25 protein-coding genes are annotated in these 24275 nt (G+C 71.0%); 21 read left to right on the top strand and 4 right to left on the bottom strand.

Features of this window, described 5'->3' with window-relative positions; all coding sequences use genetic code 11:
• Nucleotides 1-133 precede the first annotated feature (133 nt).
• The 8 genes from CS062_RS27000 (at nucleotide 134) to CS062_RS18625 (ending at nucleotide 6916) form a co-directional block, all read left to right on the top strand.
• Nucleotides 134-439: a 2Fe-2S iron-sulfur cluster-binding protein gene (locus tag CS062_RS27000; RefSeq protein WP_233218139.1), complete on the top strand. Its 306-nt coding sequence runs from the start codon at nucleotides 134-136 to the stop codon at nucleotides 437-439.
• 213 nt (nucleotides 440-652) lie between these two features.
• Complete coding sequence (locus tag CS062_RS27315; RefSeq protein ID WP_099863059.1) at nucleotides 653-2197, top strand: methyl-accepting chemotaxis protein; 1545 nt, start codon at nucleotides 653-655, stop codon at nucleotides 2195-2197.
• A gap of 199 nt (nucleotides 2198-2396) precedes the next feature.
• The gene (locus tag CS062_RS18600) at nucleotides 2397-3920 is read left to right on the top strand and encodes a protein adenylyltransferase SelO (RefSeq protein WP_099863060.1); all 1524 of its coding nucleotides are present in this window, start codon (nucleotides 2397-2399) and stop codon (nucleotides 3918-3920) included.
• Nucleotides 3917-4372, top strand: coding sequence for a peptide-methionine (R)-S-oxide reductase MsrB (gene msrB / locus CS062_RS18605; protein WP_091734049.1), 456 nt, complete (start codon nucleotides 3917-3919; stop codon nucleotides 4370-4372). The genes CS062_RS18600 and msrB overlap by 4 nt, the downstream gene beginning before the upstream one ends.
• Nucleotides 4373-4394: 22 nt before the next feature.
• Nucleotides 4395-5042, top strand: a complete 648-nt coding sequence (locus CS062_RS18610) for a septation protein A (protein ID WP_099863061.1) — start codon at nucleotides 4395-4397, stop codon at nucleotides 5040-5042.
• Nucleotides 5039-5368: a BolA family protein gene (locus CS062_RS18615; RefSeq protein ID WP_099863062.1), complete on the top strand. Its 330-nt coding sequence runs from the start codon at nucleotides 5039-5041 to the stop codon at nucleotides 5366-5368. The genes CS062_RS18610 and CS062_RS18615 overlap by 4 nt, the downstream gene beginning before the upstream one ends.
• Nucleotides 5369-5437: 69 nt before the next feature.
• Nucleotides 5438-6235: a peptidylprolyl isomerase gene (locus CS062_RS18620; protein WP_099863063.1), complete on the top strand. Its 798-nt coding sequence runs from the start codon at nucleotides 5438-5440 to the stop codon at nucleotides 6233-6235.
• Nucleotides 6236-6355: 120 nt separating this feature from the next.
• Nucleotides 6356-6916 carry a DUF2062 domain-containing protein gene (locus tag CS062_RS18625; RefSeq protein WP_099863064.1) on the top strand — a complete coding sequence of 187 codons (561 nt, stop codon included), beginning with the start codon at nucleotides 6356-6358 and terminating at the stop codon, nucleotides 6914-6916.
• 3 nt (nucleotides 6917-6919) lie between these two features.
• On the opposite strand, the gene CS062_RS18630 is transcribed toward CS062_RS18625, so the two are convergent.
• The gene (locus CS062_RS18630) at nucleotides 6920-7615 is read right to left on the bottom strand and encodes an ABC transporter ATP-binding protein (RefSeq protein WP_091734056.1); all 696 of its coding nucleotides are present in this window, start codon (nucleotides 7613-7615) and stop codon (nucleotides 6920-6922) included.
• On the opposite strand from CS062_RS18630, the gene CS062_RS18635 reads away from it, so the two are divergent.
• From CS062_RS18635 to CS062_RS18675, 8 genes are all read left to right on the top strand, one after another.
• Nucleotides 7614-8309 (top strand): arylesterase, encoded by a 696-nt coding sequence (locus CS062_RS18635; protein ID WP_099863065.1) that lies wholly within the window; start codon nucleotides 7614-7616, stop codon nucleotides 8307-8309. The genes CS062_RS18630 and CS062_RS18635 overlap by 2 nt on opposite strands.
• 117 nt (nucleotides 8310-8426) lie before the next feature.
• A complete protein-coding gene (locus CS062_RS18640; protein ID WP_233218138.1) occupies nucleotides 8427-10082 on the top strand; it encodes a sulfatase-like hydrolase/transferase in 1656 nt (551 codons plus the stop codon).
• A gap of 220 nt (nucleotides 10083-10302) precedes the next feature.
• Nucleotides 10303-10851, top strand: coding sequence for a cysteine hydrolase family protein (locus CS062_RS18645; protein ID WP_099863066.1), 549 nt, complete (start codon nucleotides 10303-10305; stop codon nucleotides 10849-10851).
• Between the two features lie 64 nt (nucleotides 10852-10915).
• A complete protein-coding gene (locus tag CS062_RS18650) occupies nucleotides 10916-12205 on the top strand; it encodes an NRAMP family divalent metal transporter (protein WP_099863067.1) in 1290 nt (429 codons plus the stop codon).
• A 9-nt stretch (nucleotides 12206-12214) separates the two neighbouring features.
• Entirely contained in the window at nucleotides 12215-13312 is a 1098-nt protein-coding gene (locus CS062_RS26650) for a tetratricopeptide repeat protein (protein WP_199174285.1), read from the top strand.
• 13 nt (nucleotides 13313-13325) lie between these two features.
• Complete coding sequence (locus CS062_RS18665) at nucleotides 13326-13811, top strand: hypothetical protein (protein WP_099863068.1); 486 nt, start codon at nucleotides 13326-13328, stop codon at nucleotides 13809-13811.
• A 35-nt stretch (nucleotides 13812-13846) separates the two neighbouring features.
• A complete protein-coding gene (locus tag CS062_RS18670; RefSeq protein WP_099863069.1) occupies nucleotides 13847-14710 on the top strand; it encodes a LysR family transcriptional regulator in 864 nt (287 codons plus the stop codon).
• A 100-nt stretch (nucleotides 14711-14810) separates the two neighbouring features.
• Nucleotides 14811-16112 (top strand): aspartate aminotransferase family protein, encoded by a 1302-nt coding sequence (locus tag CS062_RS18675; protein ID WP_099863070.1) that lies wholly within the window; start codon nucleotides 14811-14813, stop codon nucleotides 16110-16112.
• An 18-nt stretch (nucleotides 16113-16130) separates the two neighbouring features.
• Here the strand turns inward: CS062_RS18675 and CS062_RS18680 are convergent, their stop codons facing one another.
• Both CS062_RS18680 and CS062_RS18685 read right to left on the bottom strand, forming a co-directional pair.
• Nucleotides 16131-16391: a VF530 family protein gene (locus CS062_RS18680; RefSeq protein WP_099863071.1), complete on the bottom strand. Its 261-nt coding sequence runs from the start codon at nucleotides 16389-16391 to the stop codon at nucleotides 16131-16133.
• A 66-nt stretch (nucleotides 16392-16457) separates the two neighbouring features.
• Nucleotides 16458-17297 carry an IclR family transcriptional regulator gene (locus CS062_RS18685; RefSeq protein ID WP_099863072.1) on the bottom strand — a complete coding sequence of 280 codons (840 nt, stop codon included), beginning with the start codon at nucleotides 17295-17297 and terminating at the stop codon, nucleotides 16458-16460.
• 181 nt (nucleotides 17298-17478) lie between these two features.
• Between CS062_RS18685 and CS062_RS18690 the strand changes: the two genes are divergently transcribed.
• The 5 genes from CS062_RS18690 (at nucleotide 17479) to fahA (ending at nucleotide 23194) form a co-directional block, all read left to right on the top strand.
• The gene (locus CS062_RS18690) at nucleotides 17479-18441 is read left to right on the top strand and encodes an MBL fold metallo-hydrolase (protein ID WP_099863073.1); all 963 of its coding nucleotides are present in this window, start codon (nucleotides 17479-17481) and stop codon (nucleotides 18439-18441) included.
• Between the two features lie 2 nt (nucleotides 18442-18443).
• The gene (locus CS062_RS18695; protein WP_099863074.1) at nucleotides 18444-20156 is read left to right on the top strand and encodes an FAD-dependent oxidoreductase; all 1713 of its coding nucleotides are present in this window, start codon (nucleotides 18444-18446) and stop codon (nucleotides 20154-20156) included.
• Nucleotides 20147-20455 carry a DUF2783 domain-containing protein gene (locus CS062_RS18700; RefSeq protein ID WP_099863075.1) on the top strand — a complete coding sequence of 103 codons (309 nt, stop codon included), beginning with the start codon at nucleotides 20147-20149 and terminating at the stop codon, nucleotides 20453-20455. The genes CS062_RS18695 and CS062_RS18700 overlap by 10 nt, the downstream gene beginning before the upstream one ends.
• Nucleotides 20452-21807: a homogentisate 1,2-dioxygenase gene (gene hmgA / locus CS062_RS18705; protein WP_099863076.1), complete on the top strand. Its 1356-nt coding sequence runs from the start codon at nucleotides 20452-20454 to the stop codon at nucleotides 21805-21807. Before CS062_RS18700 ends, hmgA begins: the two co-directional genes overlap by 4 nt.
• A 64-nt stretch (nucleotides 21808-21871) precedes the next feature.
• Nucleotides 21872-23194: a fumarylacetoacetase gene (gene fahA, locus CS062_RS18710; protein WP_099863077.1), complete on the top strand. Its 1323-nt coding sequence runs from the start codon at nucleotides 21872-21874 to the stop codon at nucleotides 23192-23194.
• Nucleotides 23195-23222: 28 nt separating this feature from the next.
• On the opposite strand, the gene CS062_RS18715 is transcribed toward fahA, so the two are convergent.
• A partial coding sequence (locus CS062_RS18715) for an aminotransferase-like domain-containing protein (protein WP_099863078.1) occupies nucleotides 23223-24275 on the bottom strand: 1053 nt, incomplete at its 5' end.

The raw sequence follows: 24275 nt of genomic DNA on the forward strand, positions 1-24275 counted from the left end.
TTCCCCCGACGCTTCCCCGACCGAGTCCCTGTCCGGGTCTCTGTCGGAGCCCCTCGCCCACCCCGCCGTCGCCGCCCCCGCCGACGCGTCCGTCGCCGCCCCCGACGCGGCGGCCCGCCCGGCGGTCCACAGCGTGGCGCTCCAGCCCCAGGGCTGGCGCTTCGACGCGCCCGAGGACCAGACCCTGCTGCTCGCCGCGCTGGACCATGGCCTGCGCCTGCCGCATTCCTGCCGCAACGGCACCTGCCGGGCCTGCATCGCCCGGCTGGTCAGCGGGCGCATCGGCTACCGCATCGAATGGCCGGGCCTGTCCCGCGAGGAGAAGGACGAGGGCTGGATCCTGCCCTGCGTCGCCTGCGCGCGCTCGGACCTGGTGCTGGACCAGCCGCAGGCGATCAACCTGTTCGACGTCCCGCCGCCGCCCAGCGCCCGCCGGTGACGCCCCTCGCACGCGGCGGACCGGCGCCGACGCGAAAACCCGACATGCCCGCGCGCAGCGGCCGCTTCCGCGCTTTTGTTCACGCGATACCCCGCATATCCATCGATCAGGCGTCACCCTGACAAGGCAGCATCCCGTCCATCTCACGGAAACACAACGACGCCATCGCCGCGCCCACGAGGCCGGCCGGGCGCGCAGAAGAAGGACCTCCGAATGCTGAACTTGAATCGATGGCGGCTGCGCAGCCGCGTGCTGGCCGGTTTCGCGCTGGTGATCGTGCTGATGGCGGTGGCCTCGGCGGTGGGCGTGATCCGCGTGTCGATGCTGCACCAGCGCATCGAGCGCCTGGTCGAGGTCGACATGCACACGCTGGAACTGTCGCGCCAGTGGTCCGGCCTGACCGAAGGCAACATCCAGCGCCGCATCGTGCAGCTGGTCGTCGACGACGAGACCTTCGTCAAGGCGTTCACCGCCCGCTCCAAGGAGCTGTCGGCGCGCATCGACAAGATCCAGAAGGAGCTCGATGAGAACGTCACCGACCCGGTGGGCAGCAAGCTGATCGACGAGATCGGCGCGGCGCGCAAGAAGTACCAGGACGCGCGCGACGCCACGGTCAAGGCCAAGGAAGGCGGCCAGGACGTCAAGCCGGTGGCGGCGACGCAGCTGATCCCCGCAATGAACGACTACCTCGCGGCGATCGACAAGTTCGCCGAGCACACCCGTGACCTGTTGCAGGACGCCCGCAAGGAGGCCCAGGCCGAAGCGGCGAGCACCCGCAACCTGGTCATCGCGCTGATGGTGGTGGCGATCGCGCTCGGCGTGGGCATCGCCCTGGTGATCACGCGCTCGGTGACCGAGCCCCTGGCCGAGGCCCAGGCGCTGAGCCGGGCGATCGCCGACGGCGATCTGAGCCGCCGCGGCGGCGAGGTCGACGGCACCGACGAGGTCGCTGCGCTGCGCCGCTCGCTGCAGGAGATGCAGCAGCGACTGGCCGACACCATCGCCGGCGTGCGCTCCGCCGCGGACCAGGTCCGTCACGCCTCGTCCGAGATCGCCACCGGCAATGCCGACCTCTCCAACCGGACCGAGCAGGCGGCCAGCAGCCTGGAGGAAACCGGCGCCGCGATGGCGCAACTCGGCGAGGGCGTGAAGCTCAATGCCGAGTCCGCCCGCGAGGCCGATGCGCTGGCGCAGACCGCATCCCAGGTCGCCGGCCGCGGCGGCGCGATGGTGGAGCAGGTCGTGGCGACGATGAACGAGATCCAGCAGTCGTCCAACAAGATCGCCGACATCATCGGCGTCATCGACGGCATCGCGTTCCAGACCAACATCCTGGCGTTGAACGCAGCGGTGGAAGCCGCCCGCGCCGGCGAGCAGGGGCGCGGTTTCGCGGTCGTCGCGGGCGAGGTGCGCTCGCTGGCGCGCCGCAGCGCGGAAGCGGCCAAGGAGATCAAGACGCTGATCTCGGCCTCGGTCGAACGCGTCGACGGCGGCTCGCGCCTGGTCGGCGAGACCGGCTCGACGATGCGCGAGATCGTCAGCAGCGTCGAGCGGGTGACGCGCATCATCGGCGAGATCTCGGCCTCCAGCGCGGCCCAGTCGCTGACGCTGGGCGAGATCGGCCAGGCGGTGCGACAGCTCGACCAGATGACGCAGCAGAACGCGGCGCTGGTCGAGGAATCGGCCGCGGCGGCGGAGTCGCTGAAGGATCAGTCCGCGCAGCTCGTCGACGCAGTGGCGAGCTTCAAGCTCGGCTGACTGCCCTCGCCACTGGCCCTCACCCCGCCCTCTCCCGCAGGCCGGAGCGGGAGTTCGACCGATGCCCCTCGCAGGGCTGGCCCTTCTTTCCCCCTCGCCCGCTTGCGGGAGAGGGCGGGGCGAAGGCCAGAGGCCTCACGCACGAAGCAGTGCCGCCCTTGGCCCGATAGGGGCAAGGGTGCGTCGGTAAACTGCCTCGATGAATGCGCCCTTGCAGGCGGCCGAGACCGGCCGCTGGACCCATCGCTTCGCAAGCCTCGGTCCCGACTTCTACACCGAGCTCCCCGGCACCGGCCTGCCGGACCCGCACTGGGTCGCCACCAGCCCCGACTGCGCCGCCCTCCTGGGCTGGCCGGCCGACTGGTGGACCCGCCCGGAGATGCTCCAGGCCTTCAGCGGCAATGCCCCGCTGCCCGGCATGAAGCCGCTCGCCACCGTGTACAGCGGCCACCAGTTCGGCGTCTGGGCCGGTCAGCTCGGTGACGGCCGCGCGCTGCTGCTGGGCGGTGTCGATGGCCCGAACGGCCATTTCGAACTGCAGCTCAAGGGCGCCGGCCTGACACCCTACTCGCGTCGCGGCGACGGCCGCGCGGTGCTGCGCTCGTCGATCCGCGAGTTCCTCTGCTCCGAGGCGATGGCGGCGCTGGGCATCCCGACGACGCGGGCCCTCGCCATCACCGGTTCCACCACGCTGAAGGTCCAGCGCGAACGCGTCGAGACCGGCGCCGTGGTGACCCGGGTCGCTCCCAGCTTCCTGCGCTTCGGCCACTTCGAACACTTCACTCATCACGGCATGGAAGCCCGCACGCGGGAGCTGTTCGACTTCTTCGTCCGCCATCACGCGCCGGCCTGCGCGGACGCGCCCAATCCGGTCACCGCCGCGCTGGCCCAGGTCGCCGCGCAGACCGCCGAACTCGTCGCGCAGTGGCAAGCGGTGGGCTTCATGCATGGCGTGATGAACACCGACAACATGTCGATGCTGGGCCTGACCATCGACTACGGCCCCTTCGGCTTCATGGACGGCTTCGACCCCGGCCACATCTGCAACCACTCGGACCACCAGGGCCGCTATGCCTTCGCGCGCCAGCCGCAGGTGGCCTTCTGGAACTTGCATGCGCTGGCGCAGGCGCTGCTGCCGCTGATGCCGGGCGTCGAAACCGACGCCGAGGCGGCCGGCGATGCGCTGATCGAATCGCTGGAGATCTACCGCGAGCGCTTCGGCACCGCGCTGCTCGGCGCGATGCGCGCGAAGCTGGGATTGAGCGCCGACGTCGACGAGCGCGGCGAGGACGGCCCGTTGATCGACGACTGGCTGCGGCTGCTCGCCGCCCATCGCACCGACTACACGATCGCGCACCGGCGCCTGTCGGGCTTCGACCCGGCGCAGCCGGTCGAGGCGGCCGCGAATGCGGCGCTGCGCGACCTGTTCCTGGACCGCGCGGCCTTCGATGCCTGGGCCGCGCGCTATGCGGCACGCTTGAAGATCGAGCCGGCGGACGCACTTGCGACCCGTGCCGGTCGCATGGACGCGGTCAATCCGGCGGTGGTGCTGCGCAACCACCTGGCCGAGACGGCGATCCAGCGGGCCGAGGCCGGCGACTTCGACGAGGTGCGCCGGCTGCTGGCGGTGCTGCGCCGCCCGTTCGACGCGCCCGCCCAGGCGTCCGACGCCGACTTCCCGCCCGACTGGGCGCAAACGCTGGAGGTTTCCTGTTCATCATGAGCCGCTACGACAAGTTCACCGAGAACGCCACCGAGGTCGATCGCGACCGCGACACCGCCTACCCGGTCCGCAAGACCGATGCCCAGTGGCGCGAGCAGCTCGACCCGACGCAGTACCAGGTCGCCCGCCACGCCGCCACCGAGCGCGCCTTCACCGGCAAGTACTGGGACCACTGGGAAGCCGGCCGCTACAACTGCGTCGGCTGCGGCACGCCGCTCTTCCAGGCCGACACCAAGTTCGACGCCGGCTGCGGCTGGCCCAGCTATTACGAGCCGATCAACGCCGAGGTCATCGAGCGCGTCGTCGACAAGACGCACGGCATGGTCCGCGTCGAGGTCCGCTGCAACCGCTGCGGCACCCACCTGGGCCATGTCTTTCCCGATGGGCCGGAACCGACGGGCGAGCGCTTCTGCATCAATTCGGCCGCGATAGACTTCGAGCCCCAGCGCTGAGCGCTGCCGAACCGGTCCCCGAATGAAGCTGTTGCTCGATTTCCTGCCGCTCCTGCTGTTCTTCGTCACCTTCAAGTACGCCGATGGGCAGCCGGACTGGGCAGCGGCCTTCGCGACCGAGCACCTGGGCTTCCTGGTCTCCGGCGGCAAGGTCGGACCGACCGAGGCGCCGGTGCTGCTGGCCACCCTCGTCGTCATGCTGGCGACCATCGCCCAGGTGCTCTACCTGAAGCTGCGCCGCCGCAAGGTCGACCTGATGCTGTGGGTCAGCCTCGGGCTGGTGATGACCCTGGGCGCGGCCACCGTCTACTTCCACAACGAGACCTTCATCAAGTGGAAGCCGACGATGCTGTACTGGGCAATCTCCACGGTGTTTCTGGTCGGCCGCTTCCTGCTCGGCCGAGACCTGCTGCGCAAGATGCTGGGGCCCCAGGTGGAGCTGCCAAGTCCGATCTGGACCCGGCTCACGCTGGCCTGGATCGTCTTCTTCCTGGCCCTTGGTTTTGCGAATCTTTACGTCGCTTACTCGTACAGCACCGAGGCCTGGGCCAACTTCAAGGCCTTCGGTTCGACGGGGCTGATCCTGCTGTTCACGCTCGGCCAGGGCGTCTACATGAGCCGGCACCTGCCGCAGGAGAGCGAGGCCCCGGCCGAGGAGCCCAAGTCATGAGCGGCGGCGCGGGACCTTCCCCCTCGTCGGCACCGAACCCGGCGGCGACGCCGTCGGTCGAGATCGAGGCCCGGCTGCGGGCCGCGCTGGCGCCGGTCTCGCTGCGCCTGCGCGACGACAGCGCGCATCACGCCGGTCACGCCGGTGCCCGCGAAGGCGGTCACTATTACCTCGAAATCGTGAGCTCGCGCTTTGCCGGTTTACCCAGGGTGGCGCGACATCGGCTCGTATATGATGCCCTCGCCGATCTGATGCAGAAGGGCATTCACGCACTGGCCATCGACGCCCGCGCGCCCGACGAACAGCAGAAACCAGGTCCTCAGTAGCGCCGCCTGCCGGCGCTTTGTTTTGGAGCGTTCACGCTCACCCGGGAGTCGAAAGGCCCTTTACCCATCATGAAGAAGTTTGTGCTTGCCGCCACCGTGGCGGCCATCGGCGCCGTGACCCTGCCGGCCATGGCCCAGAACATCGCGATCGTGAACGGCAAGCCGGTGCCCAAGGCCCGCGCCGACGTGCTGATCAGCCAGATCACGAAGGCCGGCCAGCCGCGCAGCCCGGAAATGGAATCGAAGGTGAAGGACGAGGTCGTCCTGCGCGAGATCTTCCTGCAGGAAGCCGAGAAGCGCGGCCTGAACAAGACCGACGACTACAAGAACCAGATGGAACTGGCGCGCCAGTCGCTGCTGATCCGCGAGCTGTTCTCGGACTACGCCAAGAAGAACCCGGTCAGCGAAGCCGACGCCAAGGTCGAGTACGAGAAGTTCAAGGCCCAGGCCACCGGCACCGAGTTCCACGCCCGCCACATCTTGGTGGAGAAGGAAGAAGACGCCAAGGCGCTGATCAAGCAGCTCAACGGCGGCGCGAAGTTCGAGGACATCGCGACGAAGAACTCCAAGGACACCGGCTCCGCTCAGAACGGCGGCGACCTGGGCTGGTCCGCGCCGGACGCCTACGTGCCCGAGTTCAGCGCCGCGATGGCCAAGCTCAAGGCCGGCGAGATGACGCAGGAGCCGGTCAAGTCGCAGTTCGGCTTCCACATCATCAAGCTGGAAGAGACGCGCCAGGCGCAGTTCCCGGCCTTCGACGACGTCAAGGGCCAGATCATCCAGCGCATGCAGCAGCAGAAGGTCGCGGAGTTCCAGGAAGAACTGCGCACGAAGGCCAAGACCGACTACAAGTTCTCCGCGAACTGATCGTCGTTCCGACCGGTCTTTGCTGTACCGTTCGAAGCCCGCGCCGCTGCCTGGCAGCCGCGCGGGCTTTTCACATCTGACGTCCCCTTCGCGGCCATCGCGCCCCTCTGAGCCCCCTCCATGACGGCTTCCCGACTTGCCCGCCGCCTGCTGCCCTCGCCGGAGTCCCTGGAACAGACCAAGGGGCTGAAGTGGCTCGGCCATTACCTGCGCGAGCGGCCCTGGCTGTGGGTGGCCCACCGCCGGCGCGTGGCCCTGGGCGCGGCGCTCGGACTGGCCGTGGGCGTGATCCCGCTGCCGACGCAGATGCTGCTGGCCGCCGTGGTGGCGATCGTGTGCCGCGCCAACGTGGCCGCGGCGATCGCCGCCACCTGGCTGACGAATCCGCTGACGCTGGTGCCGATCTGGACGCTGGCGATCTTCCTGGGGCGCCAGGTGCTGGGCATCCACGGTCCGATCTCCGCGCCGAGGGAGCTGGCGCTCGACTGGGGCAATCCGGCCAGCTGGTGGCCGGCCGTCGGCCAGTGGCTGTCGGAGCTCGGCGCACCGCTGCTGGCGGGACTGCCGTTGGCGGGCCTGCTGCTGGGCGCGACGCTCTATGTCGTGGTCTATGTCGGCTGGTGGGCGGTGATCCGCTTCGAGCGCCGCCGGCGCCTGCGCGAACGCGCGCTGCGGCCCTGAACCTCAGGCCGGCAGGTCGGCCATCGTGATGTCCTGCAGGTGTCCGGCCGAGATCCTGAGCTGCCGCTCGCAGCGCGCCGCGATGGCCTGGTCATGGGTGACCATGACCAGGGTGGTGCCCAGTTCCCGGTTGAGCTCGAACATCAGCGCCATCACCTGCTCGCCGGTCGCGTAGTCGAGGCTGCCGGTGGGCTCGTCCGCGAGCAGCAGCGCCGGCTGCTGGACGAAGGCCCGGGCGAGCGCCACCCGCTGCTGCTCGCCGCCGGACAGCACCCGCGGATAGTGCGACAGCCGCTGCCCCAGCCCGACACGCTCGAGCATCTGCCGCGCCTGCGCGCGGGCATCGCGTTCGCCGCGCAGCTCCAGGGGCAGCATGACGTTCTCCAGCGCCGTCAGATGCGCCAGCAGCTGGAAGCTCTGGAACACGAAGCCCAGGTGCGCGCCGCGCAGCGCGGCGCGGCCGTCCTCGTCGAGCGCGAACATGTCCTGGCCGCGCAGGCGCACGGTGCCCTCGGACGGCGTGTCCAGGCCCGCGAGGATGGACAGCAGCGTGCTCTTGCCCGAGCCCGACGCGCCGACGATGGCGACCGACTCCCTGGCCTGCAGCTGGAAATTGATGTCATGCAGAATGGTCAGCACGCCGTCGGCATCCTGGACCGACTTGCTGACGTGATCGACTTCGAGGATGTTCTGAGCCATGAATCAACCGCAGATGCGCCGCCGTGAATGGATGCTGCACTGTAGCGCCTGTGTCGCGACCCTCGCCGTGGCGGGGGCCCTGTCCGGACCTGTCGCGGCGCAAGGCCGCACCGAAGGCGGCGCGGCCGCGGCCCGGGCGCCGCGCCGCATCCTGGTGCTGGGCGACAGCCTGTCGGCCGAATACGGCCTGGCCCGCGGCAGCGGCTGGGTGGCGCTGCTGGAGGCCCGGCTGAAGGCGCAGAAGCTCGGCGCCGAGGTGATCAACGCCAGCATCAGCGGCGACACCACCTCCGGCGGACGCTCGCGGCTGCCGGCGCTGCTCAAGCAGCACCAACCGACCCACCTGATCGTCGAGCTCGGCGGCAACGACGCGCTGCGCGGCCTGCCGCTGAAGATGACGCGAGAGAACCTCGCCGCGATGGTCCAGGCCGGCAAGGCGGCCGGCGCGAAGGTGATGCTGGTGGGGATGCAGATCCCGCCGAACATGGGCGCGAGCTACGCCCGCGACTTCGAGAACAGCTTCAAGACGGTGGCCCAGGCGGAGAAGGTGCCGCTGCAGCCCTTCCTGCTGGCCGGCGTGGCCGATCGGGCCGATGCGGCGGAGTGGTTCCAGGGGGACCGCATCCATCCGCTGGCCAAGGCGCACCCGGTGATGCTCGACAACGTCTGGCAGGTGCTCCGGCCGATGCTGTGACGGAACGCACCGGTCGCGCCGGTGCGTCGGGCAAGGCGAGGCTCGTCGGCGGGATCAACGGCCGAGGGACGCGCGGGATCTCCTAGACTCGCGCCCGCTCGCCTTCGACCCGCCCCGATGTTCTCCTTCATCACCTCCCCTGTCGGCATCCGCGCCGGCATCCGCGCCGCAATGCGCGCCTGGATCCCGGTCCTGCTCCTGGGCGCCGCCTGCGCCGCCGCGATCGCGGCCGGCCATGACGGCCGCCGCGCCGGGCAGATGATGCTGCTCGCCCTGCCGGTACTGCTCTGGCTGTGCTGGCCGATCGCCGGCCACGCCTGGCAGCGGCTGCGCGCGGTGGTGGCCTTCGCGACGATCGCCGGCTTCCTGATCGACGGCGCCCTGCGGGCCTTCCTCCGGCACCAGTACCAGGCCGCGCCGGACAGCACGCTGGTGCTGGCGGCGGCGGCGAACACCTCGCCGCGTGAATCGATCGAATACCTGAGCTCGCAGCTCCCGGCGATGAGCGCGGCGCTGGTCGCGCTGCTGACCACGCTGGCGCTGACCGGCGTCGCGATCCGTCGAGCGACGCGAATGCCGATGGCGCTTCCCCGGCCCGCCCGCCTCGCGCTGGTCGCGCTGCTGGCGCTGTGCGCCCTCGCCCACCTCAGCAAGCCGTGGCGCCGGCATCATCCGCTGCTGTTCTGGCCGGCCTGGATGCAGCAGGTCGTCGACCTTCGCGCCGTCTGGGGCGACCAGCAGGTCCAGCGCGCGCAGCTGATGCGCAATGCGCTTGCCGCGTCGCCGGCGGTGGCGACGCAGGCGCCGTCGACGGTGATGCTGGTGCTCGGCGAGAGCGTCAACCGCGACAACATGAGCCTCTACGGCTATGCCCGGCCGACGACGCCGCAGCTGATCGCGCTGAGCCAGGAGGAACGCGCCCGGTTGCTCACGCTGCGGCATGCATGGTCGACGCAGGCGACGACGGTGGCCTCGCTCAGCGGCCTGTTCAGCTTCGGCGAGCGCGACGAGGACGATCCGGCCGGCGACACCCAGCACCTGCTCGCGCTGGCGCGCAGCGCCGGCTACAAGGTCTGGTGGGTCAGCAACCATGACGACGTGGCGGTCGACCAGCAGCATGCGCGGCTGGCCGACACGGTGGAGATGATCAACCGGCAGCCGGGGCGCTCGTCGGGCTCGCTGGACGGTGAGCTGCTGGACGAGGTCGAGCAGGCGCTGGCCGATCCGTCGCCGCGCAAGCTGGTGGTGGTGCACCTGCTGGGCGCGCACCCGCATTACCGGCTGCGGATGCCGCCGGGCGAGCATCCGTTCGACGCCGGCGGGGACGCGGTCGACGCCGCGATGACGCGCGACGGCCGCGCCGCCTGGGTGCGCGAGTTCCGACAGGACTACGACGCGGCGATCCGCTATCACGACCGCATCGTGGCCGACACGCTGCGGATGACGCGCCGTCACCTGCCCGCCAATGGTCACGCCGCCTGGATGTTCCTGTCCGACCACGGCCAGGAAGTGGGACATACGCTGGACCACGCGGGGCACAGCCCGGCCACGGCCTCCGGCTATCGCATCCCGGCCCTGCTGTGGCGCAGCGACGCGGACTTCGAGGCGACGGCTCATGCACGGCCCTTCCGTGCCGACTGGGCCGGCTGGACGCTCGCGGACCTGATGCGGCTGCGCTGGACCGGCATGCGCGACGAGCGCAATGTGCTCCACCCCCACTACGCCTGGGAGCCGCCGGTGCTGCCGGTGAAAGACCTGGTCTTCGAGCGCTAGCCAGACTTCGCTCCGCATCGCTCCTTCCCACACTCGCACACGCCGCGCCCGCCGGACCCGCCGCGCCACGCCGCCCGCAGGCATTCCACTTGCCGTTCCTTCCCGGCAAGGAGCACGGCATGAAGCGATCTGCAAGCGTCCCCCACACCGTCGCCGACCCGTCGTCGCGCATCGAGCGCCGCCTCGCGCGCGGCCTCGTGACTCCGGACAGGGCGACGTGATGGCCGACACCTCGCGCAAGGTCCTGCTGCTGGTCGATTTCATCAATCCGCTGCGCTTCGATGGCGCCGACGATCTCGCGCCGGCGGCGGTCGAGGCCGCGATCGCCGCCGCGGCGCTCAAGCGCCGGTATCGCCGCGACGGCTTCAGCACCCTCTACGTCAATGACAACTTCGGCCAATGGCGCTCGGACTTCCGCACGCTGCTGCGCGAATGCCGGCGCGGCGGCGGCGCGGCGGCGAAGCTGGCGCGCCTGCTGGCGCCGGACAAGGACGACCTGATGGTGCTCAAGCCGCGACATTCCGGCTTCCATGCCACGCCGCTGGACCTGCTGCTGACGCAGCTCGGCGCGCGGGAACTCGCCATCACCGGCCTGGCGACCGACTTCTGCGTCCAGTGCACGGCGATGGATGCCTACGTCCGCGGCTACCGCGTCTGGGTGCCGAGCGACTGCACCGCCGCCGAAAGCCCGGAGCGCAAGCAGGCGGCGCTCGACTGGATCCGGCAGGCGCTGAAGGCCAGCATCACGCCGTCGACGCGGCGAGCCTGATCGCCCGCTCCGCCGGGCACAGCGCTTGCCCGGTGCCCCGCGTCATTCCAGCGGGAGATGCCGGTTGCCGAAGGACCCGATCCGCCGCCCTTGGTGGGCCCAGTTGGGCCCAGGCCTGATCACCGGCGCCGCCGACGACGACCCGAGCGGCATCGCCACCTATTCGCAGGCCGGCGCGCAGTACGGCTACTCGGTCGGCTGGACCATCCTGGTGACCTTCCCGCTGATGGTCGGCATCCAGCTCGCCAGCGCGCGCATCGGACGGATCACCGGCAAGGGCCTGACCGAGAACTTCGCCAAGCTGTGCCCGCGCTGGCTGGTGATGGCGCTGGTCGGGCTGCTGGTCGTCGCCAACGTGATCAACCTCGGCGCCGACCTCAGCGCGATGGGCGACGCGATGAGCCTGGCCGTCGGCGGGCCGCCGGGCGCCTACATCGTCGCCTTCGCGCTGCTGTCGCTGCTGCTGCAGGTCCTGTTGCCGTATGAGCGCTATGTGCGGCTGCTCAAGTGGCTGACGCTGTCGCTGCTGGCCTATGTGGGCGTCGGTTTCGCCGCGCAGGCGGACTGGGCGCTGGCGCTGCGCTCGCTGGTGCTGCCCGAGATGCGCTGGGACCGCGAGTCCACCACCATGGTCGTGGCGATCCTGGGCACGACGATCAGCCCCTATCTCTTCTTCTGGCAGGCCGGTCAGGAAGCCGAGGAGATCCGCCGCATCGACGCCGACCGGCCGCTCGCGGTCGCGCCCGAGCAGGCGAAGCGGCAGTTCCGGCGGCTGCGCACCGACACCCTGGTCGGCATGGGCTTCTCCAACCTGATCGCGTTCTTCATGATCGTCGCGACCGCCGCCGCGCTGCACGCCCGCGGCGTGAGCGACATCGAGACCACCGCCCAGGCCGCCCAGGCGCTGCGACCGGTGGCCGGCGACTTCGCCTTCTTGCTCTTCGCCGCCGGCATCGTGGGCACCGGCTTCCTGGCGCTGCCGGTGCTGGCCGGATCGGCGGCCTATGCGGTCGCCACGCTGGCCGGCGTGCGGCGCGGCCTCGACCGCCCGCTGCAGACCGCCAAGGCCTTCTACGCGATCCTGGGCGGCGCCATGTTGATCGGCCTGGCGCTCAGCCTGGCCGGCTTCAACCCGATCAAGGCGCTCTACTGGTCGGCGGTGATCAACGCCGTCATCTCGGTGCCGATCATGGTGGCGGTCATGGTCGCCGCCTCCCATCCGTCGATCGTCGGCACGCTGCGCCTGCCGCCGCTGTGGCGCACCCTGGGCTGGCTCGCCACCGGCGCGATGGCGCTGGCGACGCTCGCGATGATCGTCCTGCAGACTTCCAGCACCTTCGGGGCCGGTCGCTAGACTGCCCCGATGACCGACGCCACCGCCCCTTTCCACGACGCCTGGACCCTGCGCCTCGACGAGGTGTGGCGGCGTGCACCCGCCTTGTCCGGCGCACAGCTGGTCGCCGAGATCGACGCGCTGGCCGCCGAGCGGCCCGCCGATGACGGTCGCGCCCTGTTCGAACGCGCCTGCGCCCGCGACACCGCCGGCCTCGAAGCGCAGGCCGAGCCCCTCTACCGCGCCGCGCTCGAGAGCGGGCAGCTCGATCCCTACCGGCGCACCCGCGCGGTGATCCAGCTCGGCAGCACCTTGCGCTGGCTGAAGCGACTGGACGAGAGCGAGGCGCTGCTCGCGGGCGAGCTCGCCCATCACCTGCAGCCCGGCCACGATCGCCCGCTGCATGACGAGGCCCGTGCCCTGCTCGCCCTCACCTACGCCGCCCAGGGCCGCGGCACCGAGGCCGCGGGGCTGGCGCTGGCCGCCCTCGCCCCGCGCCTGTCGCGCTACAACCGGTCGCTGCTCGCCTGCGCCAAGCAGCTGGCCGGCGAAGTCTGGGACGCGGGCGACGCCGCGCCGGCAGGCCCCGCGCCGGTCGAGCTCGTCGAGGACCGCTTCCTGCTGCGTCCCTACCGGCCGAGCGACCTGCCGGAGCTGGTCGCCGCGGTGCGCGAATCCCACCGGTCGATCGGCCGCTGGATGGCCTGGGCCCGCCCGGACTTCTCCGACAGCGACGGCGCCGGATGGCTGGACCACTGCGCGCGCGGCTGGCAGTCCGGCACCGCCTTCGAGTTCGGCATCTTCGACCGCGAGACCGGGGCCTTCATCGGCGCCGCCGGGCTCAACGGGCTGCATCCGGTGCATCCGTTCTGCAACCTCGGCTACTGGGTGCGCAGTTCCTGCCAGGGCCAGGGCGCGGCCTCGGCCGCGGTGCGGGCGCTCAGCCGCCATGCCTTCGACCGGTTGAAGCTCGCCCGGGTGGAGATCGTCGTCGCCGAGGGCAACACCGCCAGCCTGGCGGTCGCGCGCCGCTGCGGCGCCCATCACGAGGGCCTGCTGCGCCATCGCATCCGCGGCACCGACGGCTCGGCATGGGACGCGCACATGTTCTCGCTGATTCCGGCGTGATACCTTCGTCCGGATGAGCACGAACCTCCCCGACGATCCCCACGCCCCCCTCCAGGAACCCCGCCTCTGGCGCGACGAGCGCTGGACCGCGCAGGTGATCAAGAACGAAGACGACGAAGGCTGGGCCGTGGCGATGACATTGGTCGGCGAGTCCGAACCCGCGCTGGTCGGGCCCTGGACCATGGGCCGCGACAAGAAGAACCCCAAGCCGCTGGACGCGGCGGCCTTCCATACGCTGGTGAAGACCGCCTCCGAGGTCCTGCGTCGCCACGAGCAGCAACTGCATGCCCAGCTGCACAAGAGCCTCAAGCTGGACACGGACGCCGGGCGCCTGCACATCCTGCTGGACATCGTTCCGGACGAGGACAACCCCTATGCGCTGCTGAGCGCCCGCGACGCGCAGGACGAGTTGGTCGCCCAGGTGCGGGTGGCGGCCAACTTCCGCCTGACCGAGGCGAGCGCCGCCGCCTGGGTCGACAACGACTTCCGCAAGCCCTGAGGGCTCCCGTCCCTTCGATCTCGACGGCTCCTCCCGTGACCGCCTCCCTGGACTTCGACCTGTTGCGCAGCCTGCTGGCCGTGGCCGAGACCGGCTCCCTGAGCAAGGCGGCCTCGCGGGTGGCCCGGACGCAGTCCGCGATCAGCATGCAGATGCAGCGACTGGAGGAAGTGGCCGGCCAGCCGTTGCTGCATCGGGGCGCGCGCGGCGTGACGCTGACGGCCGCCGGCGAGCGCCTGGTGGTCCACGCGGGCGAACTGCTGCGCCGGCACGACGAGGCGCTGGCCGAGTTGCGCGGCGCCCGCATGTCCGGCGTGCTGCGCTTCTGCTGCCCGGAGGACTACGCGGTCGCCCTGCTGCCCCACCTGCTGCAGGGCTTCGCCAGCCTGCATCCGCAGGTGCAGATGGAGGTCGTGTGCGCGCCCACGCCGCGGCTGCTGGAGCTGCTGGCACGACATGCCGCGGACCTGGCGCTGGTGTCGGTCGAGGACGGCCACGCGGGCATCGGCGGCGAAGTCATCCGCCGCGAGCCGCTCGTGTGGGTCGCACGGCGCGGCGCGCCGGTGGCGGGCCTGACGCCGCTGCCGCTGGCCCTGGGCGCGCCCGACGCGCTGGATCACGTGCTGGCGAAGCGGGCGCTCGAGGCGCAGGGCCGGGCATTCCGGGTCGCGCATGCGAGCAGCAGCCTGGCGGGACTGGTCGGCATGGCCCGCTCGGGACAGGCGGTGACGGTGCTGACCCGCACCGCCGTGCCCGACGACCTGGAAATCCTCGATGACGCCCATGGCCTGCCGCCCCTGCCCGCGGTCGCCCTGACGCTGGCCTTCGATCGGGAGCGGCCGACGCCGCTCACCGCCGCGTTCGCCGCGCACATCCGGAAGTTCCTCCCCACGGCCTGAGCCCCCTCGCGCCGCTGATGGCTCCCATCAGAACAATTGGCTTCCGCCGCGACGACCCGCTCCTTACCCTCGCCGGGTTCATCGTCAATGGGAGGACCCGATGTCACGCAATGCCGACCCGAGCTTCTGGGCGCGTTCCCGCCAGCACCTGATCCGCTACGGCGGCAGCTTCGAGCCGCTGATCATCGAGCGGGCGCGCGGCAGCTTCGTCTACGACGCCGACGGCCGGGCGATCCTGGACTTCACCTCCGGGCAGATGAGCGCGCTGCTCGGGCATGGGCATGCGGAGATCGCCGCGGTGATCGCCGAGCATGCCGCCGGGCTGGATCACCTCTTCAGCGGCATGCTGAGCCGGCCGGTGGTCGACCTGGCGACCCGCCTGGCGGAGATCGCGCCGGCGGGGCTCGAGCGCGCGATGCTGCTCAGCACCGGCGCCGAATCGAACGAGGCCGCGATCAAGCTGGCCAAGCTCTACACCGGCCGCTACGAGGTGGTGGGTTTCGCGCAGTCCTGGCACGGCATGACCGGTGCGGCGGCGTCGGCGACCTACTGCGCCGGTCGCAAGGGCTACGGGCCCGCGGCGGTCGGGTCCTTCGCGATTCCCGCGCCCAATCCCTATCGGCCGCGCTTCGGCGGTCTCGGCGCCGACGCCTGGCAGGCCGAACTGGACTACGCCTTCGACCTGATCGACCGGCAGTCCAGCGGCAACCTGGCGGCCTTCATTGCCGAGCCGATCCTCAGTTCGGGCGGCCTGATCGAGCTGCCGGCCGGCTACCTGCGCGCGCTGCAGCAGAAGTGCCGCGAGCGGGAGATGCTGCTCATCGTCGACGAGGCGCAGACCGGCATCGGGCGCACCGGGATGATGTTCGCGTGCGAACGCGACGGCGTGACGCCGGACATCCTGACCCTGTCCAAGACACTCGGCGCGGGCATTCCGCTGGCGGCGGTGCTCACCACGGCCGAGATCGAGGAACGCTGCCATGAGCGCGGCTTCCTGTTCTACACGACGCATGTCTCCGACCCGCTGCCGGCCGCGGTCGGGCTGAAGGTGCTGGAGATCGTGGCGCGGGACGGACTGGTGGCGCGGGCCCGGGTCGCCGGCGCGCGGCTGGAGGCCGGCCTGCGCGCGCTGCAGCGCGAGTTCGACTGCATCGGCGATGTGCGTGGCCGCGGACTGCTGCTCGGCGTGGAGATCGTCCGCAGCCAGGCCGGCAAGGAAGCGGCGCCGGAACTGGGCGCCGCCATCACCCGGGCCTGCATGGCGCAGGGCTTGAGCATGAACATCGTCCAGTTGCCAATGATGGGCGGCGTCTTCCGCATCGCGCCACCGCTGACGGTCAGCGACGAGGAGATCGACCTGGGCCTGTCGCTGCTCAAGCGCGCGATCGAGACGGTGATCTGAGGCCGGCGCGACGCCGCCTCACGGCCGCGCGTTGCGCCGCTGCTCCCGCAGCATGAAGAGGTAGAGCCCCTCGACCTTTTCCCGTGCCCAGGGCGTCTTGCGCAGGAACTTCAGGCTGGACTTGATGCTGGGCTCGAAGGCGAAGCAGCGCAGCGGGATGCGCGCGTCCAGGCCATCCCAGCCATAGGTCTCGACCAGCGCAGTCAGCAGCGCTTCCAGCGTCACGCCATGCAGCGGATTGCGAGGTTGGGCGGGCGGGGTCGGAGCGGGATCGGTCATCCGGCGATTGTCGTCTCGCGCCGCTTCGGGCGGCGGCAAGGCAGGTTCATCGGCGATCGAGGAAGCTCAACCAGGAAAGCGTCCGCCGATCTCGCGCATCAGCTCGGTCGCGGTGGCGGTGAGGCCGCGGGCGACGGCGCCGTCCCATGCCGCGTCGAACGCGCCCGACGGGCCGATCGCCGTCAGCGCCAGCGCCATCTGCGCGTCGCTGTCGAAGACCGGCACGGCCAGCGCGCTCACGCCTTCGACGATGCCACCGACGGATCGATGCATCGCCCGCGTGCGGATCTCCTCCAGCGTCCGCGCGAACGCGGTCCATGGCGGCACCTCCTGCGGCCGGTCGTGGCGACCGACCCGCGCCAGGTCCGCCGGCCCCTTGCGGCGGGCCTCGGCCAGCATCGCCTTGATCTCGGCTTCTGGCCGATAGGCCGCGAACAGCGGCCCCGACGCGGTGTCCGACAGCGACACCACCGTCCCGTGCCGCATCGTCACATGCACCGCCGCAGGCGACGCCGCGGTGCGCACGATGGTCGCGCCCTGCGAGCCCCACACCGCGATCGCCACGGTGTGGCCGATCTCCTCGGCCAGCGCGTCCAGTCGCGCCGTCGCCAGCCGGACCGGATCGATCTGCTGGATGCCGATCAGGCCCATCTCCATCGCCAGCGGACCCAGGCCGTAGTAGCCGGTCGCCGGGTCCTGCCGCATCAGGCCGAGCTTGCAGAAGCTCACCAGGTAGGGATGCGCCTTGGCCGGGCTCATCTCGGCCGCCTGCGACAAGGCCTTCAGCGGCAACGGCCGGCCGCGCGCGGCGGCGGCCTTCAGCAGCCGGCCGCCGACCTCGATGCTCTGGATCCCGCGGCGGTCCTCGCGGTCGTCTCGGTCGTCGGCAGTGTCTTCGGTGCTCATGCTTGTCTCGGTCGGTGGCGGGGCGCAGTATCAGTCGCCGCGAAGGCCCTCCCCCTCCGCCCCTGAGCATTTCTTCGCTGCGATTCAGCATTGTTGAACATATTCAACCCTCAGGCTATATTCGCGATCAACAAATCAATTCTGCTTTGCTGAATTCCACAAGCAGGTGCCAGGAGACTTCATGACCCAGCCGACCAAGCAGTTCGCCAGCCACGCCGACGTCGAGGAGAAGCAGGTCTCCTTCGTCAAGCTCAGTGACAACGCCTACGCCTACACGGCCGAGGGCGATCCCAACACCGGGATCATCATTGGCGACGACGCGGTGATGGTGATCGACACCCAGGCCACGCCGGTGATGGCGCAGGACGTGATCCGCCGCATCCGCGAGGTCACCGACAAGCCGATCAAGTACGTGGTGCTCAGCCATTACCACGCGGTCCGGGTGCTGGGCGCCTCCGCCTATGCGCCGCAGCAGGTGATCGCCAGCCGCGACACCTACGACCTCATCGTCGAGCGTGGCGAGCAGGACAAGGCCAGCGAGATCGGCCGCTTCCCGCGCCTGTTCCGCAATGTCGAGTCGGTCCCCGCCGGCCTGACCTGGCCGACGATCACCTTCCAGGGCGCGATGAGCGTCTGGCTGGGCACGCTGGAGGTGCAACTGCTGCAGCTCGGCCGCGGTCATACGAAGGGCGACACCGTCGCCTGGCTGCCGCAGCAGAAGATCCTCTTCTCCGGCGACCTGGTCGAGTTCGACGCCACCCCCTATGCCGGCGACGCCTACTTCGCCGACTGGCCGCAGACCCTCGACAACATCGCGAGGCTCGAGCCGCGGGCGCTCGTGCCGGGCCGCGGCGCGGCGCTGACGACGCCGGAGTCGGTGGCCCAGGGGCTGGCCGGCACCCGCAGCTTCATCGCCGACCTGCATGCGTCGGTGAAGGCCGGCGTGGCCGCGGGCAAGGACCTGAACGCGGTCTACAAGGACACCTTCGCGCTGATGAAGCGGAAGTACGGCCACTGGGTCATCTTCGACCACTGCATGCCCTTCGACGTGACCCGCTGCTACGACGAGGTCACCCGGTTCCGCGACCCGCGCATCTGGACCGCCGAGCGCGACCAGGAGATGTGGAAGACGCTCGAGGGCTGACCATGTCCGAGGTCGACTACCAGCGCGTCGTCTACCCCTACCGCCGTCACGCCGACCAGCAGGCCCACGCGCGCGGCGAGCCGGCGCGCCATCCGGTGGTCGTCGTCGGCGCCGGTCCGGTCGGGCTGTGCGCGGCGATCGACCTCGCGCTGCAGGGCGTGCCGGTGGTGCTGCTCAACAACGACGGCCGGCTGTCGGTGGGCTCGCGTGCGCTGTGCTTCGCCAAGCGGACGCTGGAGATCCTCGACCGCCTCGGCTGCGGCCAGCGGCTCGTCGACAAGGGCGTGTCCTGGGGCGTGGGCCGGGTGTTCTTCCGCGACGCGCAGGTCTACCAGTTCGACCTCCTGGCCGAGTCCGGCCATCAGCGTCCGGCCTTCGTCAACCTGCAGCAGTACTACGTCGAAGGCTTCCTGGTCGAGCGCGCCCTCGAGCTGCCGCTGCTGGACCTGCGCTGGCACCACGGCGTGACCGGCGTCCAGCCGCATGCCGACCATGTCGCGCTGACCGTCGAGACGCCGGAGGGTCCGTACACGCTGCTGGCCGACCATGTCGTCGCCTGCGACGGCGCGCGCTCGACGATCCGGCGGCTGATCGGCCAGGAGAGCCACGGCCGCAGCTTCAAGGACCGCTTCCTCATCGCCGACGTGCGCATGAACGCGCCCTTCCCGGCCGAGCGCTGGTTCTGGTTCGACCCGCCCTTCCACCCCGGCCAGAGCGTGCTGCTGCACCGCCAGCCCGACGGCGTCTGGCGCATCGACTTCCAGCTCGGCTGGGACGCCGATCCGGAGCTGGAAAGGCAGCCCGAGCGCATCCTGCCGCGGGTGCGCACGCTGATGCGCGAGGCTTCGCGCGCCGCTGGCGGCGACGGCTCGGTGCCGGACATCGAGCTCGTCTGGGCCAGCGTCTACACCTTCGCCTGCATGCGCATGGACAGCTTCCGGCACGGCCGCATCCTCTTCGCCGGCGACGCCGCGCATGGCGTCTCGCCGTTCGGCGCGCGGGGCGCCAACTCTGGCATCCAGGACGCGGACAACCTGGCGTGGAAGCTCGCGGCGGTCGTGCAGGGTCGCGCGCCGCCGGCGCTGCTCGACAGCTACGCCCGCGAGCGCGAACTCGCGGCGGACGAGAACATCCTGCACTCGACGCGCTCGACCGACTTCATCACGCCCAAGAGCGAGACCAGCCGCATCTTCCGCGACGCCACCCTCACCCTGGCCAAGGACTTCGCCTTCGCGCGGCGCCTGGTCAACAGCGGCCGCCTGTCCGTGCCGACGACCCGGTACGGCGCGGTCGCCGCCGACGCGCCGATCCGAGTCGACGGCCGCGACGACTGGCTGCTGCGCCAGATGAAGCCGGGCCGCTTCACCGCCCTGATCTTCGACACGCCGCCCCCCTCCGAGCGCGAACAGCGAGCCTCACTGGGGCCGGAATGGGGCTTGGGGGTCCAGGAGGGATCCCCCATGCCCCGTGGAGAGCCCGCGCCAGGCCTCCCGCAGGAGGACGTGCCCGTGCTCGTACGCATCGACGACGCGCTCGACCCGCAGGGCCTGGTCCGCGCGCGCTACGACGCCGAGCCGGGCCTTGTGGTGCTGCTGCGTCCGGATCAGCATGTCTGCGCCCGACTCCACCATCCGACCGCGGCGGAGCTCCAATCGGCCATGCGCCGGGCGCTGGCCGATGACGCCGCCGTCGAGGAGATGCCCGCATGCCGCTGATCACCGCGCCCAATTTCGACGCCGGCGACGACTTCTACGAAGCGCTGCTGGCCGCGCATCAAGGCCTCGACGCGGCGGCGAGCGCCGCCTTCAACGCACGGCTCATCCTGCTGATGGCCAATCACATCGGCCGGCAGGATGTGCTGCTCGAGGCCCTGGCCGCGGCCGGCCGCGCCAATCCTGTTTCGACATCGACCTCGACGAGTCCCGCCACGACCGCCACCACGGGCTCCGCCACGAGTTCCGATCCCGTCATCGCCCCGACCCCGGGCACCGCTTCCCCACGAGGACCAGCATGAACGCACCCGAGACCCTTCGCTCGCCCGCGGCGAGCGCCACTGCGCCGTCGACGCTCCGCTACCAGGGCGGCTTCGGCAACCAGTTCGAGACCGAGGCGATCCCCGGCGCCCTGCCGCGTGGCCGCAACAGCCCGCAGCGCGCGCCGATGGACCTCTATCCCGAACTGCTGTCGGGCAGCGCCTTCACCGCGCCCCGGGTCGAGAACCGCCGCACCTGGCTGTACCGCCGGCAGCCGTCGGTCGTGACCGGCGCCTTCCATGCCTACGAGCAGCCCTTCTGGACCAGCGGCGCCGCGGGCGGTGTCGCGGCGCCGCCGGATCCGCTGCGCTGGCATCCGTTCCCGATGCCGGACGAGCAGCCTGGCGCGCCCGGCGTCGATTTCGTCGACAGCCTCAAGACCCTCGTCAGCAACGGCGACCCGGATGCGCAGACCGGCATGGCCGCGCTGATCTATGCCTTCAATCGCCCGATGACCCGCCGCGCGCTGATGAATGCCGATGGCGAGATGCTGATCGTCCCACAGCAGGGCGGGCTGCGCCTCACGACGGAGATGGGGCTGCTGGATGTCGTCCCCGGCGAGATCGCGCTGGTGCCGCGCGGCGTGACCTTCCGCGTCGAGGCGCATGACGGCGCGGCCCGCGGCTACATCTGCGAGAACTACGGCGCTGCCTTCCGTCTGCCGGAGCTCGGCCCGATCGGCTCCAACGGCCTGGCCAACCCGCGCGACTTCCTCGCGCCCGTCGCCGCGCACGAGCCCGACGGCGCCCCCTACGAGGTCATCCGCAAGACCGGCGGCGCGCTGTGGCGCAACGCGCAGGCGGTGACGCCGTTCAACGTGGTCGCCTGGCACGGCAACCTGACGCCGCTGAAGTACGACACCGCCCACTTCATGACGATCGGCTCGATCAGCTTCGACCATCCCGATCCGTCGATCTTCACCGTGCTGACCTCGCCCAGCGACACGCCGGGCACGGCCAACTGCGACTTCGTGATCTTCCCGCCGCGCTGGCTGGTCCAGGAGGACACCTTCCGTCCGCCCTGGTACCACCGCAATGTGATGAGCGAGTTCATGGGCCTGATCCACGGCCAGTACGACGCCAAGCCTGAAGGCTTCCGCCCCGGCGGCGCCAGCCTGCACAACTGCCTGGTGCCGCACGGCCCGGATGCCGATGCCTTCGAGGCGGCGAGCACGCGGACGCTGACGCCCCAGAAGCTCGATCACACCCTGGCCTTCATGTTCGAGAGCCGCTGGCGCTTCCGCCCGTCCGAATGGGCGCTGCGCGGTGGCGCGCTCGACGCCGACTACGCCGCCTGCTGGGGCGGGCTGAAGGACAAGTTCAAGCCGGCGTGAACGTCGCCGCCCGCGCTCGCCTGACACTGCCCTCGATCACCAGAACAACGAAAGACCTGATCCGATGACCGACCTCGACCACACCCACGACCCGGCGCTGCGCAGCTGGGTCGCGTCCGCGAACTCGGCGGACACCGACTTCCCGATCCAGAACCTGCCGCTGGGCATGGCCCGCGCCGCCGGCTCGACCGGCGCCTTCCGCCCGGTGACGGCGATCGGCGACCAGGTGCTGGACCTCATCGCCGCGGCCGAACTGGGCGCGCTGTCGGACGCGCTCGGCGCGGTGCTGCGCACCTGCGAGGGCCACGGCCTGAATCCGCTGATGGCGATCGGCCCCGACCTGCGCCGGCAGCTGCGGCATGAGCTCGTCGCGGCGCTCCGGGACGAGGCGGGGCCGAAGCAGGCCAACGCGCTGGCGCCGGCGCTCAAGCCGATGGCCGATGTCGAGATGACGCTGCCCTGCCGCATCGGCGACTACACCGACTTCTATGCCGGCATCCATCACGCGACGACCGTGGGCAAGCTCTTCCGACCGGACAACCCGCTGCTGCCCAACTACAAGTGGGTGCCGATCGGGTACCACGGGCGTGTCTCGTCGATCGGCGTCAGCGGGCAGACCTTCCGCCGCCCGCTCGGCCAGACCAAGGCACCCGACGCCGAGGCGCCGGGCTTCGGTCCGGTCAAGCGGCTGGACTACGAGCTGGAGGTCGGCGCGCTGGTGGCCACCGGCAATGAGCCGGGCCGCCCGGTGTCGATCGACGAGGCGGAGCAGCACCTGTTCGGTCTGGTGCTGCTGAACGACTGGTCCGCCCGCGACCTGCAGGCCTGGGAGTACCAGCCGCTGGGGCCGTTCCTGTCCAAGAGCTTCGCGACGACGATCTCGCCGTGGGTGATCACGATGGAGGCGCTGGCGCCGTTCCGTCGCGCCTTCACGCGGCCCGACGGCGACCCGCAGCCGCTGCCCTACCTGGACGGCGCCGCCAATCGCGAGCGCGGCGCCATCGGCATCCGTCTGGAGGTCCACCTGCAGACGCGCGCGATGCGCGACGCGGGCCAGGCGCCGGCCCGGCTGACGGCGTCGGACTTCTCCCAGGCCTACTGGACGGTGGCGCAGATGCTGACCCACCATGCGAGCAATGGCTGCAACCTGCAGACGGGCGATCTGTTCGGCTCCGGCACGATGTCCGGCCCCACGGCCGACCAGGGCGGCTCGCTGCTGGAGCTGACCCAGGGCGGCAAGCAGGCGATCACGCTGCCCGGCGGCGAGCAGCGCCTCTTCCTGCAGGACGGCGACAGCGTCGCGCTGGTCGGCCGCTGCGAGGCGCCAGGACGGCGCGCGATCGGATTCGGCCCCTGTGTGGGCACGGTGATGCCCGCGGTGGCGTGAGCGGACGACCGGACGCGGGCGCGGCGTCTCAGGGCATGGCGCGCGCGAGCGCCCGCCCCGCCGCGCGCACCGCCTGCACGATCTGCTCGACCTCGACGCAGCCATAGCCCAGGCACAGCCCGTGCACCGAGGGCTTGCCCAGCGCATAGGCCGACAGCGGCAGCGCCCCCGGCAGGTGCTGCTGGAACGCGTCGAGCAGCGTCGGCATCCGGGCGGGCGTCTTCGCGCGCACGCTCAGGTGCAGGCCGGCCGCGCCAGGCAGCACCTCCACCCAGCGGCCGAGCGCCGCGTCCAGTCCGTGGACCAGCGCTTCCCGGCGCTGCCGGTAGATCGGCCGCATGCGGCGGATGTGGCGGGCGAGATGGCCTTCCGCGATGAAGGCCGCCAACGTCGCCTGGGTCACCGCGTCCCCGTGGGAATCGCTCGTGCGCCGGATGTCGATCAGGGCCTCGCGCGCCCAGGGCGGCGTCACGACGAAGCCCTTGCGCAGCGACGGGAACAGGCTCTTCGAGAAGGTGCCGACGTAGAACACCCGGCCCTCGCGATCGAGGGTCTGCAAGGCGTCCTGCGCATGGGGCTCGAACTGGAACTCGCCGTCGTAGTCGTCCTCCACGATCACCGCGCCGAGCTCGCGAGCGCGGGCCAGCAGCGCCTGGCGGCGCGCCGCGGACATCACCGCGCCAGTGGGCATCTGGTGCGACGGCGTCACGCAGATCACCTTCACGCCGTCGGGCAGGCGATCCACGCGCAGGCCCTCGGCGTCCACCGGCACCGGCATCAGCCGCGCACCGGCCGCGGCGAAGGCCGCCCGTGCCGGCATGTAGCCGGGATTCTCGAGCGCCACCGCGGTGCGCCCCGGCGTCACCAGCAGGCGCGCCAGCAGGTCGAAGGCCTGCTGCGCGCCGGAGGTGATGACCAGGTCCCCGGGCTCGCAGACCACCGCACGGACGAAGGCCGCATGGCCGGCGATGGCCTCCCGCAGTTCGGCCAGGCCTTCGGGCGGACCGTACTGGAACGGCGCGCGGGACATCGTCCGCAACGCCCGCGCGGTGAGGCGTCGCCAGGTGTCGTGCTCGAAGCC

Source organism: Roseateles chitinivorans (assembly GCF_002761755.1).
Taxonomy (GTDB): Bacteria; Pseudomonadota; Gammaproteobacteria; order Burkholderiales; family Burkholderiaceae_C; genus Roseateles; species Roseateles chitinivorans.